General features: G+C 58.2%; 13 protein-coding genes. 6 read left to right on the top strand and 7 right to left on the bottom strand.

Going from position 1 to position 14622, the window contains the following annotated elements; translation table 11 throughout:
* Positions 1-70 precede the first annotated feature (70 nt).
* Both JOF28_RS12720 and JOF28_RS12715 read left to right on the top strand, forming a co-directional pair.
* Positions 71-1396, top strand: a complete 1326-nt coding sequence (locus JOF28_RS12720; RefSeq protein ID WP_209706079.1) for an FAD-dependent oxidoreductase — start codon at positions 71-73, stop codon at positions 1394-1396.
* A 46-nt stretch (positions 1397-1442) separates the two neighbouring features.
* Positions 1443-1913 (top strand): flavodoxin domain-containing protein, encoded by a 471-nt coding sequence (locus JOF28_RS12715; protein WP_209706078.1) that lies wholly within the window; start codon positions 1443-1445, stop codon positions 1911-1913.
* On the opposite strand, the gene JOF28_RS12710 is transcribed toward JOF28_RS12715, so the two are convergent.
* Positions 1910-2807, bottom strand: a protein-coding gene (locus JOF28_RS12710) for an IS5 family transposase (RefSeq protein WP_209705613.1) whose coding sequence is annotated in 2 segments (ribosomal slippage) — positions 1910-2449 and positions 2451-2807 — 897 coding nt in all. Because the reading frame shifts where the segments join, the coding sequence is not laid out codon by codon here. The two genes, JOF28_RS12715 and JOF28_RS12710, sit on opposite strands and share 4 nt — an antisense overlap.
* 56 nt (positions 2808-2863) lie before the next feature.
* Complete coding sequence (locus JOF28_RS12705; protein WP_209706077.1) at positions 2864-3676, bottom strand: HpcH/HpaI aldolase/citrate lyase family protein; 813 nt, start codon at positions 3674-3676, stop codon at positions 2864-2866.
* 253 nt (positions 3677-3929) lie between these two features.
* Between JOF28_RS12705 and JOF28_RS12700 the strand changes: the two genes are divergently transcribed.
* The 4 genes from JOF28_RS12700 to fabG are packed head-to-tail and all read left to right on the top strand — an operon-like array spanning position 3930 to position 8088.
* On the top strand, positions 3930-4835 hold the full coding sequence (locus JOF28_RS12700; RefSeq protein WP_209706076.1) for an HTD2 family dehydratase: 906 nt from the start codon (positions 3930-3932) through the stop codon (positions 4833-4835).
* Between the two features lie 56 nt (positions 4836-4891).
* Entirely contained in the window at positions 4892-6088 is a 1197-nt protein-coding gene (locus JOF28_RS12695) for an acetyl-CoA C-acetyltransferase (protein WP_209706075.1), read from the top strand.
* A 2-nt stretch (positions 6089-6090) separates the two neighbouring features.
* Positions 6091-7332: a CoA transferase gene (locus JOF28_RS12690; RefSeq protein WP_209706074.1), complete on the top strand. Its 1242-nt coding sequence runs from the start codon at positions 6091-6093 to the stop codon at positions 7330-7332.
* A 12-nt stretch (positions 7333-7344) separates the two neighbouring features.
* Entirely contained in the window at positions 7345-8088 is a 744-nt protein-coding gene (gene fabG, locus JOF28_RS12685; RefSeq protein WP_209706073.1) for a 3-oxoacyl-ACP reductase FabG, read from the top strand.
* Positions 8089-8172: 84 nt separating this feature from the next.
* Here fabG and JOF28_RS12680 read toward each other — a convergent pair whose 3' ends face one another.
* The 5 genes from JOF28_RS12680 to JOF28_RS12660 all read right to left on the bottom strand — a co-directional run bounded on the left by JOF28_RS12680 (position 8173) and on the right by JOF28_RS12660 (position 14564).
* The gene (locus tag JOF28_RS12680) at positions 8173-9396 is read right to left on the bottom strand and encodes a cytochrome P450 (RefSeq protein ID WP_209706072.1); all 1224 of its coding nucleotides are present in this window, start codon (positions 9394-9396) and stop codon (positions 8173-8175) included.
* Between the two features lie 46 nt (positions 9397-9442).
* On the bottom strand, positions 9443-10534 hold the full coding sequence (locus tag JOF28_RS12675; RefSeq protein WP_209706071.1) for an acyl-CoA dehydrogenase family protein: 1092 nt from the start codon (positions 10532-10534) through the stop codon (positions 9443-9445).
* Positions 10535-10551: 17 nt separating this feature from the next.
* Positions 10552-11805, bottom strand: a complete 1254-nt coding sequence (locus JOF28_RS12670; RefSeq protein ID WP_209706070.1) for an acyl-CoA dehydrogenase family protein — start codon at positions 11803-11805, stop codon at positions 10552-10554.
* A gap of 5 nt (positions 11806-11810) precedes the next feature.
* Positions 11811-14174, bottom strand: a complete 2364-nt coding sequence (locus JOF28_RS12665) for a CaiB/BaiF CoA transferase family protein (RefSeq protein WP_209706069.1) — start codon at positions 14172-14174, stop codon at positions 11811-11813.
* 246 nt (positions 14175-14420) lie between these two features.
* On the bottom strand, positions 14421-14564 hold the full coding sequence (locus JOF28_RS12660) for a hypothetical protein (protein ID WP_209706068.1): 144 nt from the start codon (positions 14562-14564) through the stop codon (positions 14421-14423).
* Positions 14565-14622 lie beyond the last annotated feature (58 nt).

The raw sequence follows: 14622 nt of genomic DNA, 5'->3' as shown, positions 1-14622 counted from the left end.
AACATCATACATGTTAATGATGCGCATCATTTTACGATGCGGGACACTAAGCACCAAAGGCGGATGACTTATGCTGCGAACTACCACCTATCCACACATCGCTGTCGTGGGCAGCGGCCCTGCCGGCTGCTACACCGCGCAGTTTATTCTGCGCCAGTTCCCTGAATCTGCGATCACCGTGTTTGATCGTTTAGTAACTCCATTCGGCCTGGTCCGTTATGGGGTCGCCCCAGATCATCAAGGAACCAAGGCCGTCACGCGGCAGTTTGACCGCCTCTTTCAGAATGGTCAATTGGCTTTTGCGGGCAATGTCAACATTGGCACCGACATCACGCTCGATACACTGCGTATCTCGTTCGATGTGGTCATCCTCGCCACTGGCTTATGGCAAGATCGGCGCCTCGGCATTCCCGGAGACCGCTTACCTGGAGTTCATGGCTCGGGCGAGGTCACTCGTCTTATCAACGGCCACCCGTCGGACTCAGCCCAGCCGGTCACGTTCCGTGACAAAGCAGTAATCGTGGGGCATGGCAACGTTTCAATCGACCTCGTACGTTTCCTCACTAAAACGAGTGCCCAGTATGCGGGCTCAGACCTCGCAGATGATGTTCTTCACTGTATGCGCCCGGCCCCGCTACAAGACGTTCATCTCGTGGGCCGTTCCCTCCCTCTCGACGCAAAATTTGATCCAGGGATGGTAAGGGAACTTGCCGAACAGCCACAACTTCGATTTGCCTGCGATCCCCACATGCTCGTCTCAGCACAGCGCGAGATCGATCACGCAATCGCTGCAGGTAAACTACTCGCAAAGGAAGCCGTTCGGCGCATCGAGGCACTCGCCTTTTTGTCCGCGCTGGAACGCCCTGATGCGACGTCCACCGTACATTTCCATTTCGGAATGCGCCCGACATCAGTACTGGGCACCGAGCAAGTAGGCGGTATTGAGTGCACCGTCATTAACTCAGGGGAAACCTTACGCTTCGAGACGTCTCACGTAATCACAGCCATCGGCTTCGAACACGAAAGCCCCGGCACAGAGCTCGATCCAGAATCGCACGCTCACAGCGATTTAGAATCAGGACGCATCGCCCCTGGGCTGTACTGCGTAGGCTGGCTGAGACGCGGCCCACGGGGCACAATCCCTGAGAACCGCAAAGATGCCCAGCTCGTCGCGGGAAGCGTCATCACAGACATTTCCACGGGCCTCCTCACCCTCGGTAAGCCTGGCTATTCAGCCGTCACGACACAGCTCGCACAACCACCGGTGGAGTTTCCCGGCTGGCTCCGCGTCAATCAGGTAGAAACTAATCGCGCCGGAGCATCGCGCACCCGTCACAAAATTCGCGATCGTGCTGAAATCCTCCACCACGCCCGTACGCCACTTTCCCCCGCATAACCGCTTGACCTGCACTTTACTATCAACTCAAAGGAGAGTTTACGACATGGCAATTCCCACCCACGCCATCATCGCTTACGGCACTGAAACTGGCAATGCTGAGCTGGCGGCAGTCGAAATCGAGGCCGCACTCAGCAACATGATACAAAGTGAGTTCGTGTCACTCACCGAGCTTGAACTTGAGCAATTCCACGAGGACACCCTCCTGGTTGTGTGCTGTTCCACCTATGGCGATGGAGAATATTCCGATGGCGCCGATGTCTTTGCGGAGGCGTTAAACACAACCCGACCCGATTTTTCAAAGTTCAACTATGCCATTTTCGGGCTGGGAGACACAACCTACGAAACCTTTAATTTTGCGAGCATCAAACTATCGAAGCTTCTACAGGAGCTCGGCGCGACCCGCATCGGCGAACACGGCATGCACGACGCATCGAGTGCCGATTACGTCGACTCGGCTGCCCAAGCTTGGGCAGCCGAGCTCACGCCGTTCGTGCGTGAACTTATTGACGCCTAGGGCATGTCTCGTAAATGTTGTGTCCAGGCGATGACCGCGTGAAGTAACACTGCTGCCCGGTACGTCAACGACAGTTTGTCGTACCGGGTTGCGATGCCTCGCCACTGTTTCACGTGGCAGAACCGTCGCTCGATCACGTTACGTCCTCGATAGTTCTCGGCGTCGAGTTTGGGTGGGCGACCGCCCTGACTTCCGCGGCGTTTGCGATGCCCGATCTGGTCTCTCGGTTCAGGGATGACCGCCTCAATGCTGCGCTCGCGTAGATGGGCGCGAATTGCGCGAGACGAGTATGCCTTGTCGCCGCGGACCGCGTCCGGGCGAGTGCGCGGCCTGCCAGGCCCGGTTCGTTCCACACGCAGAATCTCAAGCAGCGGCAATAACATCGGCGAATCGCCGTCTTGCCCGGCCGTGCAGACAGTCACCAGCGGCAACCCGTTGCCGTCTACGAGCTGATGAATTTTAGTCGAGAGGCCGCCGCGAGAACGACCCACCGCATGATCAAGCGGCTCGGTCAGCAGATTCTTGTAATTCGATGTATCCCTTTTTTAGGCGCGTCACGTTCGTTGCGTGCTGATGCGCGCGAGCGATCGTGGAGTCCACCGAAATCGACCAATCAACCATTCCGGCAGCATCTGCCTCCGCCATCAATTGGCCAAGGAGGGCATCCCAGGTGCCGTCTGCGGCCATGCGGCGATGCCACCGCCACACTGTCTGCCAAGGTCCGAACGCGGCAGGAAGATCACGCCAAGCAATGCCGCACCGGTAGCGATAAATGATGCCCTCGACCATGGTGCGGGCATCGGCATAGGGGCGCCCTTGTCGACCAGTCGGGCCAGGAAGCGATCCCGAAATCAGGTTCCACTGGTCATCGTTGAGGAGCTGGAATCTTGACACGCATCAACGATCCCAGACTCCACCCCAAATCTTTACGAGACACGCCCTAATGCCCGCTACTCGTGTGAAAGGATTCGTCGCGCCCGATCTTGAACGGGCTTGTCAACCATTTGGCCACCCACCTGGGAGGCCCCACCTTCAGCAGCGAGCACGTTCCTGGCCCAAGCAAACTGCTCAGCCGTGGGCAGGAATCCAGCATGAATAGGCGCGAGCTGAGCGGGATGAATGCACAGCTGCGCGGTAAGTCCCATACCGCGCAACCTGCGCGCATCAATTTCGTTCCCCTCGGTGTCGTGCAACGACAGGGGCGGCGAGGCGATAGGCGCAGGGAGTCCCGCCAGGCGCGATTCTACGACCAGGGCAGCGTACGCATAGTCAATCGTCGAAGAAGAGATTTCGACATCGAGATCGAAACTCAGGTCCACGGCCCCCACGGCGAACCGCGAGAGCTCCGGCGACTGCGCCAATTCTCGCGCACGACTCACACCGAGTGCGCTCTCCACAAGCGCAATCAACTCGATGTCACCCCCTAACGCTGTACGTACCTCGGCGAGCACCGCCGCGTCCTCAGCTTTGGGAATAATCACTCCAGAAAGGCCCGCACTCCCCTGTGCAGTAAGGGCCGCAAGGGCGGCGATGTCTCGATTAAACCAGGGCGAGTCAGCGGCATTGATGCGCACATGCACTGGCGTGTCCAACCCATCATTCAACGCTTCAATGAGGTGCGCCAGCGAGGTGTCTTTATCTTCCACCGCCACCGCATCTTCAAGGTCGATGATGACTTGGCCTGCGCCTGCAGCCAAGGCTTTCGCGAACCGCTCCGGGCGAGAGGCCGGAACGAACAGGTATGAGATCGAGGATTGCAGCATGCCAGCTTCTTCCGTTCAATGGGTACCGGCCAGCCGGCCAACGCCTTCAATTATGCATAACCTTGCGGCCCGTGGAGCAACGACGCGTTATATAACCAAAATACATGAATCATGTTGAATTAGGTATTTGACCCGGTTCAATCGTTTTGAGATAGTCAAGAGAGATGTGGGAGTGCATTTACATGGTTCAACCCCCAAAGACGGCTGCACCGGTGGCCCACACAACCCGAAAACACACAGTGGAAGAGGCATCGTGAACCCCACCAAATTCACCAACCCGGAGACTGTAGATTTCAGCGACTGGGTCGAAAACACCGAAACGCTCTCTGACGTCGCTTCAAGCTCGGCCTCGGTAAAGCTCGCAGCTATCCTCAACCACCCTCGGTCGCTCGAAGAGGCGCACAGCAACGCTCTCTTTCCGCTCGGTCACTGGCTCCAGTTCACTCCGTCCTCCGTACAAGACGAACTTGGCGCAGACGGCCATCCCAAGCTCGGCGGGTTTATGCCGCCGCTCCCGCTCCCCCGACGCATGTGGGCGGGCAGCAGCATAGATTTCCATCGCCCCATATGTGTGGGTCAGCAGTTGTCTCGCATCACCACGATTGAATCGATCACGCCCAAGAACGGATCGAGCGGGGCGCTGTGCTTTGTGGTCTTACGCCATGACGTCGCCGCCGACCAGACACTTGCGCTCACAGAACGACAGACGATTGTATATCGCGAGGCAGTTCCGGTGGCGGCAAACCCTCAAGCTACGTCGCGTCCGCCACGCGAGGACACGCCAGCACCCGAAGGTTGGGACTGGGTTGAGACTAAGCGGCCTGACACGATCACCCTGTTTCGGTATTCAGCGTTGACGTTCAATTCGCACCGTATCCATTACGACCTCCCGTACGCCACTGAGGTCGAGGGTTACCCCGGCCTCGTTGTGCACGGCCCGCTTATGGCGACCTACATCATGGATAGCTTCGTGAAGCACCATCCGGAAGCCGTCATCACGTCGTTCACATTTCAGGCGCGATCCCCCATCTTTGTGGGAGAACAACTCCACGTGGTCGGTCGCGTCGAGGACACATCCTCAGATGCCTCGTCCGAACAGCTCTCGGTCGTTGCCCCCGGTGGCGGCGTCGCAGTCACCGCGCACATTACTTTCCGTTAACCACCACCAGTTTCATTCTTCAATCACGCTGAACGTCCAAAGAGAGCGAGCACCCCGTGGCCAGAGCCGCAATCATCGCACCCACCCGAACCGCCGTCGGCGCCTACGGGAAGTCGCTTCGCGACGTTTCCGTTGAGCACCTCGGCGCGACCGTTGTCAAAGCCGTCATCGAACGCTCCGGAATCGATCCTCAGCTCATTGAAGATGTCGTGTTTGCGCAATCGTATGCCTCGAGTGAGGCTCCCTGCGTCGGCCGCTGGATTGGGTTGCAGGCCGGTCTCCCTATCCATACTGCCGGCATGCAGCTCGACAGGCGCTGCGGCAGCGGTGTCCAAGCAATCGCCACCGCGGCCATGATGGTGCAAACCGGTGCCGCTGACGTCGTAATCGCTGGCGGCGTTGAAAGCATGAGCAACATCGAGTACTACTCAACCGATATGCGTTGGGGGTCCCGCTCGGGCAACGTCACCATGTACGACCGGCTCGAGAGAGGTCGCGAACGCTCTCAGCCCACCGAGCGATTCGGTTATATCTCCGGCATGATCGAAACTGCTGAAAACGTTGCGACCCGTTACGGGATTACCCGCGAAGAGGCTGACGCTTTTGCAGTCTCTAGCCACCTGAAGGCTGCAGCAGCGTGGGATCGGGGCGCGTTTGATGACGAAGTCGTACCTGTAGTAGTCCCGCAGCGTAAGGGTGAACCGCTGATCTTTAGTCGAGACGAGGGCATTCGCCCAAACTCCTCGGTTGAAGTGTTAGCTGGGTTACGCCCGCTGATGCAGGGCGGGATCACCACCGCCGGAAACGCAAGTCAGCAGAACGATGCCGCGGCAGCATGCCTCATCGTGTCTGAGGACAAACTCGACGAATACGGGGTTGAACCCATCGCGTTCCTCGAGGGCTGGGCGGCGGTCGGATGCGACCCCGCCGAGATGGGGCTGGGCCCGGTCCCCGCCGTCGAAAAGCTATTTCGCCGCACCGGCCGAGGCTGGAACGACATCGATCTCGTAGAGCTCAACGAAGCGTTTGCCGCCCAATCACTTGGAGTGCTGCGCGGATGGGGCTGGGACGATCACGAGCGACTCAATGTCAATGGTTCAGGTATTTCGCTTGGACACCCTGTTGGTGCCACCGGTGTACGCATCATGACCACAATGTTGCATGAGCTACACCGTCGCGGTGGGGGTCGTGGCCTCGAGACCATGTGTATCGGTGGCGGCCAGGGCATGGCTGCGCTCTTCGAGGTGGTGTAATCGTGACGAGCACAGGGCAACGCCAAGCGCCGCTTGCGGGTGTACGCATCGTTGAGATCTCAGCTTTTGTAGCGGCACCTCTTGGCAGTATGACGCTGGCACAGTTAGGCGCCGAGGTGATCCGAATAGATCCCATCGGTGGAAATATCGACCACACGCGGTGGCCGGTAACCGCAGCCGGCGACAGCATCTACTGGGCAAGCCTTAACAAGGGCAAGCGTTCAGTTACGCTCGATCTCAAAAGCGAAGACGGCCAACGTCTCGCGACCGAACTCATTGCGTCGGCTGGTATTCTCATCACCAATTTGCCCGCCCGCGGCTGGCTGAGTTATGAGAACCTCGCCCAGCACCGCCCTGATTTGATCATGCTGAGGCTCACAGGCAACCATGACGGCTCCCCCGCTGTTGACTACACCGTAAACGCTTCAAGCGGGTTTCCGACCGTCACTGGCTTCGATGCGCAACAGACCAACAATGCGCTCCCTGCATGGGACGTCGCTGCAGGCCTGTACATGACCACAGGCGTGCTGAGCGCTGAGCTGGAACGGCGTTCATCGGGCCAGGGGCAGGAGATCAATATTGCGCTGTCTGACGTAATGCTCGCCACCGTCGGCAACCTCGGATACATTGCCGAGGTGCAGACCAATGGTTCGACGCGCGGTCCGCTGGGCAACGCACTCTATGGAGCGTACGGGCAAAGCTTTGCCACGGGCGACGGGCGAGAAGTGATGGTTGTCGCAATTTCAAATAGGCAATGGCGATCCCTCGGAGAAGCCACGGGCCTTACCGACAAGCTTGCAATGATTGGGCCCATGCTCGATGTTGATCTGGCCACTGAAGGCGGTCGATACGACGCCCGTGAGGCCATCGATGCGGTACTACGCCCCTGGTTCGCGGCGCGTACTGCGACAGAAGCGACCACGCGGCTCGCAGATGCCGGTGTACTGCAGGGCATTTTTCGAACGTTCGAACAGCTCGTCCATGAGGATCCTCGCTGCACAACGAACAACCCGCTGTTCACTGAAATCGACCAGCCCGGCGTCGGTCGTGTACTCGCCCCCAGCCTTCCGCTGGTGTTCCGAAGTACCCCTGTTCCTGCCGCGGTGCCGGCCCCGCTTTTGGGCGAGAACACCGACGAGGTCCTGGCTGAAGTATTGGGCACATCGGATGCAGAACTCACGCGTCTACGCGAACACCGAGTACTCGCGCGTACGCACACTTTACATTCGCTCGAGAACCACTAGAGGAGTCATCACATGAGTTTGCTCGCAGGCCGTACCGCGGTTGTCACCGGATCAGCACAAGGCATCGGATACGCAATCGCCGAAGCGTTTGCTGCCGAGGGGGCGAACCTCGTCATCGCTGACATTAATGGAGATGCTGCCGAAGCCGCAGCACTGCAGCTCGGCATCGGTAGCCGCGCGATTGGAGTCGCATGTGACGTCAGCAGTGGAGCCGATGTCGCTGCGCTCGCGCAGGCCGCCACTGACCGTTTTGGATCGCTCGATGTATTTGTCAACAACGCCGGAATTACCCGTGATGCGACCATGCGCAAGATGACCGAGGACATGTTCGATCAGGTGATTGCCGTGCATCTGCGCGGCAGCTGGCTCGGTACACGCGCAGCGGCTGCCGTCATGCGCGAGCAGCCAGGCGGCGGATCGATCGTTAATATCTCCTCCATTTCAGGCAAGGTTGGCCTCATGGGTCAGACCAACTACAGCGCGGCAAAGGCCGGCATGGTCGGACTCACGAAGGCTGCCGCGAAGGAAGTCGGGTTCGCCAACGTTCGCGTCAATGCGGTCCAGCCGGGCCTCATTCGCACTCCCATGACCGAGGGGATGCGCGAAGACATCAAAGAAGCCCGGCTCAAAGAGATTGCGCTCGGGCGTATGGGTGAAGCCACCGAAATCGCTCAGGCCGTCCTCTTCTTGGCAAGCGATATGTCAAGTTACATCACCGGCGCGGTAGTCGAGGTAACTGGCGGACGTCACATGTAACAAGCCCAAGAACTGACTGAGGGGCCGGATCATTTGATCCGGCCCCTCAGTCAGTTTCATGCTAAATAGGGAGAGCTGCGAACTTTATTCAAGAACGTCGAGCTTCATCGACTTCAGCGTCAGCTGGCCACCGCGTTCGACCACTTCATCGGCGTTTGACACCCGATAATTGGGAATCTGCTTGTGCCACTCTTCAAGCACCATTCTGAGCTCGTGCCTGGCAAGGTGCCGTCCGAGGCACCGATGCGGGCCCCCGCCGAAGCCCACATGGGCATTAATGCCTTCACGATCGAGCACAAACTTTTCTGGTTCTGGATACTTGTTTGGGTCACGATTAGCGGAAGCCATCCCTAACCACATCACGTCACCGGCTTCGACGTCCAGACCACGAAAGTCTTGCTGCGACTGCGCTTCACGCCCCGCCTGGAAAACGAGCGGGTTCATTCGAATGAACTCTTCAATCGCGTGCGGGATCATTGCCGGATTCTCGGTGAGCTCGTGACGCAGTTCGTCGTGGTTTGCCAGGTAATAGAACACATACCCGAGGGCTGATCTGGTGGTGTCTAGCCCCGCAAGCGTCACCGACAGGCACACCGCCAGCACCTCGTCGTGCGTCATGGGGCGCCCGTCAATGTCGGCGTCCATCACACGAGTGAGAAAGTCAGTCTTGGGATCACCCGGATTGTCACGGCGTTCAGCCACCGCGATATCAAAGTAGGCCAGCAGTCGCTTATTAGCGGCGGCACCTGCATCACGGTCCCCATTAAAGAGACTGTTGAGCATAATCTCGCTATCTCGCAGGAAGAAATCAACGTCGGTGTGAGGCAGCCCCAGGAGATGCAAAAACACCTCCGCGGGGAACTTGATCGCGAAATCTTCGACAAAGTTCACCGAGCCGTTGCGCTTAATTTCCCCGATCATTTCGCGTAATCGTGGCAATGCGAATTCATCGAGCCTGCGCACAGCTACAGGCGAGAAATATGGATTCAGTACGCGCCGAAATTTTGTGTGCACATCACCATCAAGCTCCTGCGGATAGAAGGTGCTCGATTCCTTGCGATCGGGGTTCAGGGCGCTGGTGACATCATTGGTGAAGTTCTTGTTATTCAGAGCAGCGACGACGTCGTCGAACCCCTGCACCATGTAGAAGCCACGTTCAGTCGTATCGTTAAAGACAAACTGCCCTTGCTGCCGATCGGCTTCAAGCTGTTCGTAGTGCCCATAGACTGCTGCATCTTGGTTGTAATCGGTGTTGCTAAATGGGCAGCCCTGGGCTTTCGCCCTCACCGCCGTAGATTCCTGCGTCATCTCAGTGCTTCCTTACTCATTCGTTGATTCAACTGCGTGTTCTTCGTTAGGCGGCTTGTGCTGCCGCTTGGTAGATCGCCAACAGATTCGCGTTCGCGTCACCATATGCCTGTGCCGCGGCTGTCGCCCGACGGAAGTACAGGTGCGGCGTCGCTTCCCAAGTGAATCCCATACCTCCATGCACTTGAATGCTGTTGCCGGCCGCGAGCGTCAGTGCTTCACTTGCCTCGTATTTTGCCAGCACTGAGTGAGTAGCAAAATCGGCCGTTCCGTAGCTCATAGCGGCCCAATCGGTGACCGGGTGAGCCAGCTCAATCGCAATACTGGCGTCCGAGCACAAATGCTTGACCCCTTGAAAAGAGCCGATCTGACGGTTGAACTGGCGTCGAATCTTGGCGTATTCAACCGCGCCGTGCAAGGCTTCCCGTGCTGCCCCAACCAGATCGGCCGCAAGCAGCGTACGTCCGATTGCATCGATTCGGGCGAGGCGATCCGGGGATGCCTGGGCGTTGCCGAGCAGCACTCCGCGCGTCGATTCGAATCGAACGGGTGCGCCCGCCCGGGTCGTGTCGAGGGATTCTCCCGCGTCAAGCGTCACGCCCGCGTCAGTAGGATCAACCAGATAGACGCCGGTGCCGCCGTCGCGAAGCGCGGCGCCGATCAGTACGACGTCAGCGTCCGCAATGTGTGGGATAAAGTCAAACGAACCTGAGAGCGTGCCGTCTGCATTCACTTGAGCGAGCGTCGACGCGTTGGTGAGGGCAACCATCGGTGCTGTAGCAATGCGTTCGCCCGCGAGAATAGACCCCAGCTCAGCTTCCACCTGCTGCGTCGTACCCAGTTGAATAATGGCTTCGGTGACGACCGATGTTGCAATGAGGGGTACCGGTGCCAGGGTACGTCCCAATTCTTGCGCCAGGATCGACGTTTCAACCAGGGTAAACCCAGCTCCCCCTACGTCTTCTGAGAGGTGCAGCGCCGGTGCCGCCATCTCAGTGCACAGAACCGCCCAAAGCTCACGGTCAATGCGACCAGTCTCGGCGATGGCACGTACTCGTTCAATACTGGCGTGCTGCGTGAAAAGCTGCCGCAGTACGGCACGGAACTCATTTTGATCTTCGTCGTAATCGAAATACATGGTGATCTCCTGTCGCGCTACGCTGCAGCGGTGATGTCTTGAAAAGCTCCGCCATCGAGCCGGGGCTCGCGTGGGAGGCCGTGAGCGGCTTCACCAATGATGTTCTTTTGGATCTGTAGGCTGCCGCCATACACTGTGGCAGCGCGACCGTAGAGCATTTCGTCCACCCAGCGCTGCGAGGAATTACCCGTTCCCACATGCGCAACGGTAAGGAGCCCAGCATTGCCCTTGCCTCGAGGCGCAAGCGCCACCGGCCCCAGGATTTGCGTTGCAACCTCGGTATAGCGCTGAAAGAAGCGACTCCAAATGGCCTTGCTATACGAACCACTGACCGGCGCCATCGTTCCGGTGAGCAGCTGGGTGAGCATGCGGTATCCGCGTGCGCGCATGGCATGGACACGAGCATGACACCAGGCGAGCTCACGCTGAATGAATGGATCCTGGTCGACGCCTCGTTCACGAGCCAGCGCAAAGAGCTCTTCAACCTCACGGCCGAATCGAATCGAATCTGTGGTTGCGCGAATGCCTCGTTCGAAGCCAAGCAGCGTGTTCGCGACCTTCCATCCGTCGCCTACCCCGCCCACCATGTTGATGACCTTGGTGCGCGCATCGGTAAAGTACACATCATTGAATGCGGTGTACCCAGCAGCGTTGACGATCGGGCGAACTTCAACACCCGGCTGATCCATCGGGATCAGCAAGAAACTCAGCCCACGGTGTTTCACCACCGTCGGATCTGTGCGGGCAATCGCAAAAATCCAGTTGGCGTTGCTGCCAGAGCTTGTCCAAGTCTTTTGCCCGTTGATGACCCATTCGTCGCCATCTTGCACCGCTTTCAGGCGTAAACCGGCGAGATCTGACCCTGCCTCGGGCTCAGAGAAGCCCTGACACCACACATGCTCACCGCTCAGAATTTTAGGAAGAAATTCTTCCTTCTGTTCTGGCGTACCCAAGGCGATAAGCGTATTACCCAGCAGCTTGATCCCAAGGGTGTCATTCTCCGTGCCCTCGGGCAGTCCTGCTCGTGTGAGTTCCTCGGCGAGCACCACCTGTTCGATGTCGCTGAGGCCACCACCGCCGTACTCCTTCGGCCAAGAGACTGCCAGTAGATTGTTGTCGGCCAGCGCCTGCCTCCAGCTGGCAACGAAGGCGTCCTGCTCAGCTTCAGCAAGCGCTCCAATACCCGGCCACGCTGCCGGCAAATTGCGCTCGATAAACTCGCGGATCTGTGTGCGGAAGACTTCCGCCTCCGGTGGATAGTTGGTTTCCATGATCTCTATTCCCCACTTGTTTCAGCAGTGATGGCTTGAATGCAGACGCCCGAATCAATGAGCGCCTTGCCTGCTACGTCGCTATAGCCCAACTCTTTGAGAATCTCTGTTGTGTGCTGTCCCAGCTTCGGATTCGCGCCACGGATAAGGCCCGGGGTCTGCGAGAACCGGGTCGTGAGACCTACTTCCCGAGACCAACCGTGTTCGGGGTGGTAGTGTTCCCATACTCGGCCGCTCTCGATCATCCATTCCTCCCAGAAGAGGTCCGAGATCACCGGGTAATCAGCGGGAATCTCGACGGGAACGCCGGCGCTGTCCAGCAAGGTGAAAGCGTCCTCAGCGGTGTGCTGAGCAAATTCAGCGGCCAGTAGCTCACCCAGTTCGACTCGATGTGTGGCACGAAGCGCTTCGGTTTTGAATCGCGATTCCTGGCTCAGTTCAGGCGACCCAAATGCAGCAGTGAGCTTCTGGAACTCAGCGTCACTTTGCGCTGCGAGCATGATCCACCCGTCCGCAGCGGTACGGTAGAGCCGGTTCAGTGCTTGCCATCCCAGCTGTTCGCGGTCGAGCCGAAATGCAGGGAGCAGCGTGCCGTCCATGGTCGTCGCGTTCTGGCTAATCACGAGCATGCTGGAGTGCAACTGCGGGCTCTCGATGCGCTGCGCTTCACCAGTGTTGAGCCGGTGCTGCAGCCCGAGCAGAATCGAGATCGCGCCAAGAAAACCGTTGTACTGGTCTTCGTTCCCCATAGCGCGGCGTACTGGCGGGTTTCCCTCTCCGGCGGCTTCATAAGGCAATCCAACCAATCCGCTGATCAACGGTGCAAAGCTACGCTGTTCTGACTTCGGCCCTGCCGACCCGAAGCCTGGAAGGTATACGTAAATCAGGTCTGGGTTCACTGCGCGAAGCTGTTCATACCCCATACCAATCTTTTCGGCTTTGCCCGGGCGGAAGTTGTGAGTAAACACGTCTGCGGTCGCGACGAGCTTTCGCACCACTTCACGGCCTTCCTCAGTGCGCAGATCCACAGTGATCGCGCGTTTACCGCGCTGTGCTGACTCAAAGAGGTCTCCGAGCGGACGCATCGGATCACCGGTGGGCGCTTCCACCTTGATGACTTCTGCACCCAAGTCAGCGAGCAGCCTGTTACCAAAGCCCACTGCATAGTAGGTGCTGAGATCAACGATGCGCACGCCCTCAAGTGGGGCTTTAATCGGAGTACCGATTGGGGCCGGGGCCCACTGTTCGGACCTAGTCACCTCTTCGATGCGGTCGTTATGCTCGCCAAGGAGTGGTGCTTCGACAGTCTCGCCGGGGACACTCTTTTCAAAGAGCACTACTGGGCCAACTTGCCGCACACTTCCATGTACGCGGTCGGGTACTTCGCGGATGATGCCGGCGTACTGCACCTGATCATCGTCAAAAACTTCTTCAGTGTGCAGCACCGGGAGTACCGCAAGATCATTCTCCTGAAAAATGCGTACCCATTCATCTCGAGTCTTCGTCTTGAACGCCTCTGGTACAAGATTGCGTGCAACCTCGTATTCCTCATCGTTCAGAGGCACCCGCATTTCAGCGCCCTCAATGGTCTGTGTGCGGTCACCAAACCCAAGCAGGTCCATGGTCTTCTTGTATGAACCCGGAGACGACGTATTCTGCGTGAGAAACTCGCCATCACCGCATTCGAACGGGTCGGTGATGAGCCTGGTACGCCCGAAACCCGTCGATTTGCCACTGCGGGCAAGATACGAAATGTTTTTCTCGTTCCACCACCAGTTCATCGACGCGAGTGACAGCATGCCGTCCAGCATGGAGGTTTCTACTTGCTGACCGAGCCCATTCAGTTTGCGCGCACGCAGCGCCGCGAGTGTGCCGATCACAATGTTGAAGCCCGTGCCATATGACACCGTTGGGTGTCCGAGGAACATCGGTCCGTCACGGTGACCGCGCTGTTCAGCCGTCATGCCAAGCCGAGCATTCAGGAGCGACTCGTATCCCGGACGGGTCGCCCAGGGACCGTCTATGCCGTAACCACTCACCGAAACTTGAACCAGTTCTGGGTAGCGTTCGCGCAGCTGTTCGTAACTGAACTGACCAGCATCAGTCCCCAATGATTCAACGAACACGTCAGCTCTCCCCAGGAGCTGGTGCAGCGTCGCAGCGCCCACTTCGGTCGTGAGATCAGCGGTGATGCTCCACTTGCTGCGCTGCAAGGTACGTCGGGACTCGTCTGAGTCCACGTCATCACCCGGCTGCTCAACTTTGATCACCTGTGCGCCGTAGTCAGCAAGAATCATGGTGGCAATGCTGCTGGGCATTCCCCAGCTTGCGTCAATGACGACAAGCCCTGCGAGTGGTCCCGAGTTCATGTCTGCGTTCTCCTTTGAACTGAAGTCTTGCTGCGCCTGAGTACTGGTGCACCCAGGTCACTGGTGCCGGAGTACGAGTTAATCCGATGAGGGCAACGGCTTCGCACTCTCAAGTTGCATCTCAGCGCCGCAGCACACAAAGCTACCGGCGCCTGGTTTCACACACATGATCTGCGTACTGCATTCAGCGCAGACATACCGCTTTCCCACTTGATTCATCTTCTTCTCCTGACTCTGGTGCAGCGCTTAAGCGCCGGGCTTGAACGTAATGGTCAGCGCCTGACCACAGCAGGACAAGCTGGGGTTTTCGGCTTTGACAATGATGGCTTCCGCGTTGCATGCTTCACACTTCACGCGACTGCCGTTGGGTGCGTTCGTTCCCTCACTCATGATGCTCCTTTGCGTTACGGTGCTCGTCTGCAATGACGAGTCTTTAATCTTCTAATTA

The sequence above is a fragment of the Leucobacter exalbidus genome, assembly GCF_017834145.1.
In the GTDB taxonomy this organism is placed as follows: Bacteria; Actinomycetota; Actinomycetes; order Actinomycetales; family Microbacteriaceae; genus Leucobacter; species Leucobacter exalbidus.
Note: the sequence above shows the minus strand (reverse complement) of the source record. Positions and strands in the feature narration are given on the sequence as shown.

Excerpts from the sequence above, each read along its gene's own strand:
- JOF28_RS12665 (WP_209706069.1), bottom strand. The coding sequence starts at position 14,174 with ATGAACTCGGGACCACTCGCAGGGCTTGTCGTCATTGACGCAAGCTGG.
- fabG (WP_209706073.1), top strand. The coding sequence starts at position 7,345 with ATGAGTTTGCTCGCAGGCCGTACCGCGGTTGTCACCGGATCAGCACAA.
- JOF28_RS12670 (WP_209706070.1), bottom strand. The coding sequence starts at position 11,805 with ATGGAAACCAACTATCCACCGGAGGCGGAAGTCTTCCGCACACAGATC.
- JOF28_RS12680 (WP_209706072.1), bottom strand. The coding sequence starts at position 9,396 with ATGACGCAGGAATCTACGGCGGTGAGGGCGAAAGCCCAGGGCTGCCCA.
- JOF28_RS12660 (WP_209706068.1), bottom strand. The coding sequence starts at position 14,564 with ATGAGTGAGGGAACGAACGCACCCAACGGCAGTCGCGTGAAGTGTGAA.
- JOF28_RS12720 (WP_209706079.1), top strand. The coding sequence starts at position 71 with ATGCTGCGAACTACCACCTATCCACACATCGCTGTCGTGGGCAGCGGC.
- JOF28_RS12675 (WP_209706071.1), bottom strand. The coding sequence starts at position 10,534 with ATGTATTTCGATTACGACGAAGATCAAAATGAGTTCCGTGCCGTACTG.
- JOF28_RS12705 (WP_209706077.1), bottom strand. The coding sequence starts at position 3,676 with ATGCTGCAATCCTCGATCTCATACCTGTTCGTTCCGGCCTCTCGCCCG.
- JOF28_RS12715 (WP_209706078.1), top strand. The coding sequence starts at position 1,443 with ATGGCAATTCCCACCCACGCCATCATCGCTTACGGCACTGAAACTGGC.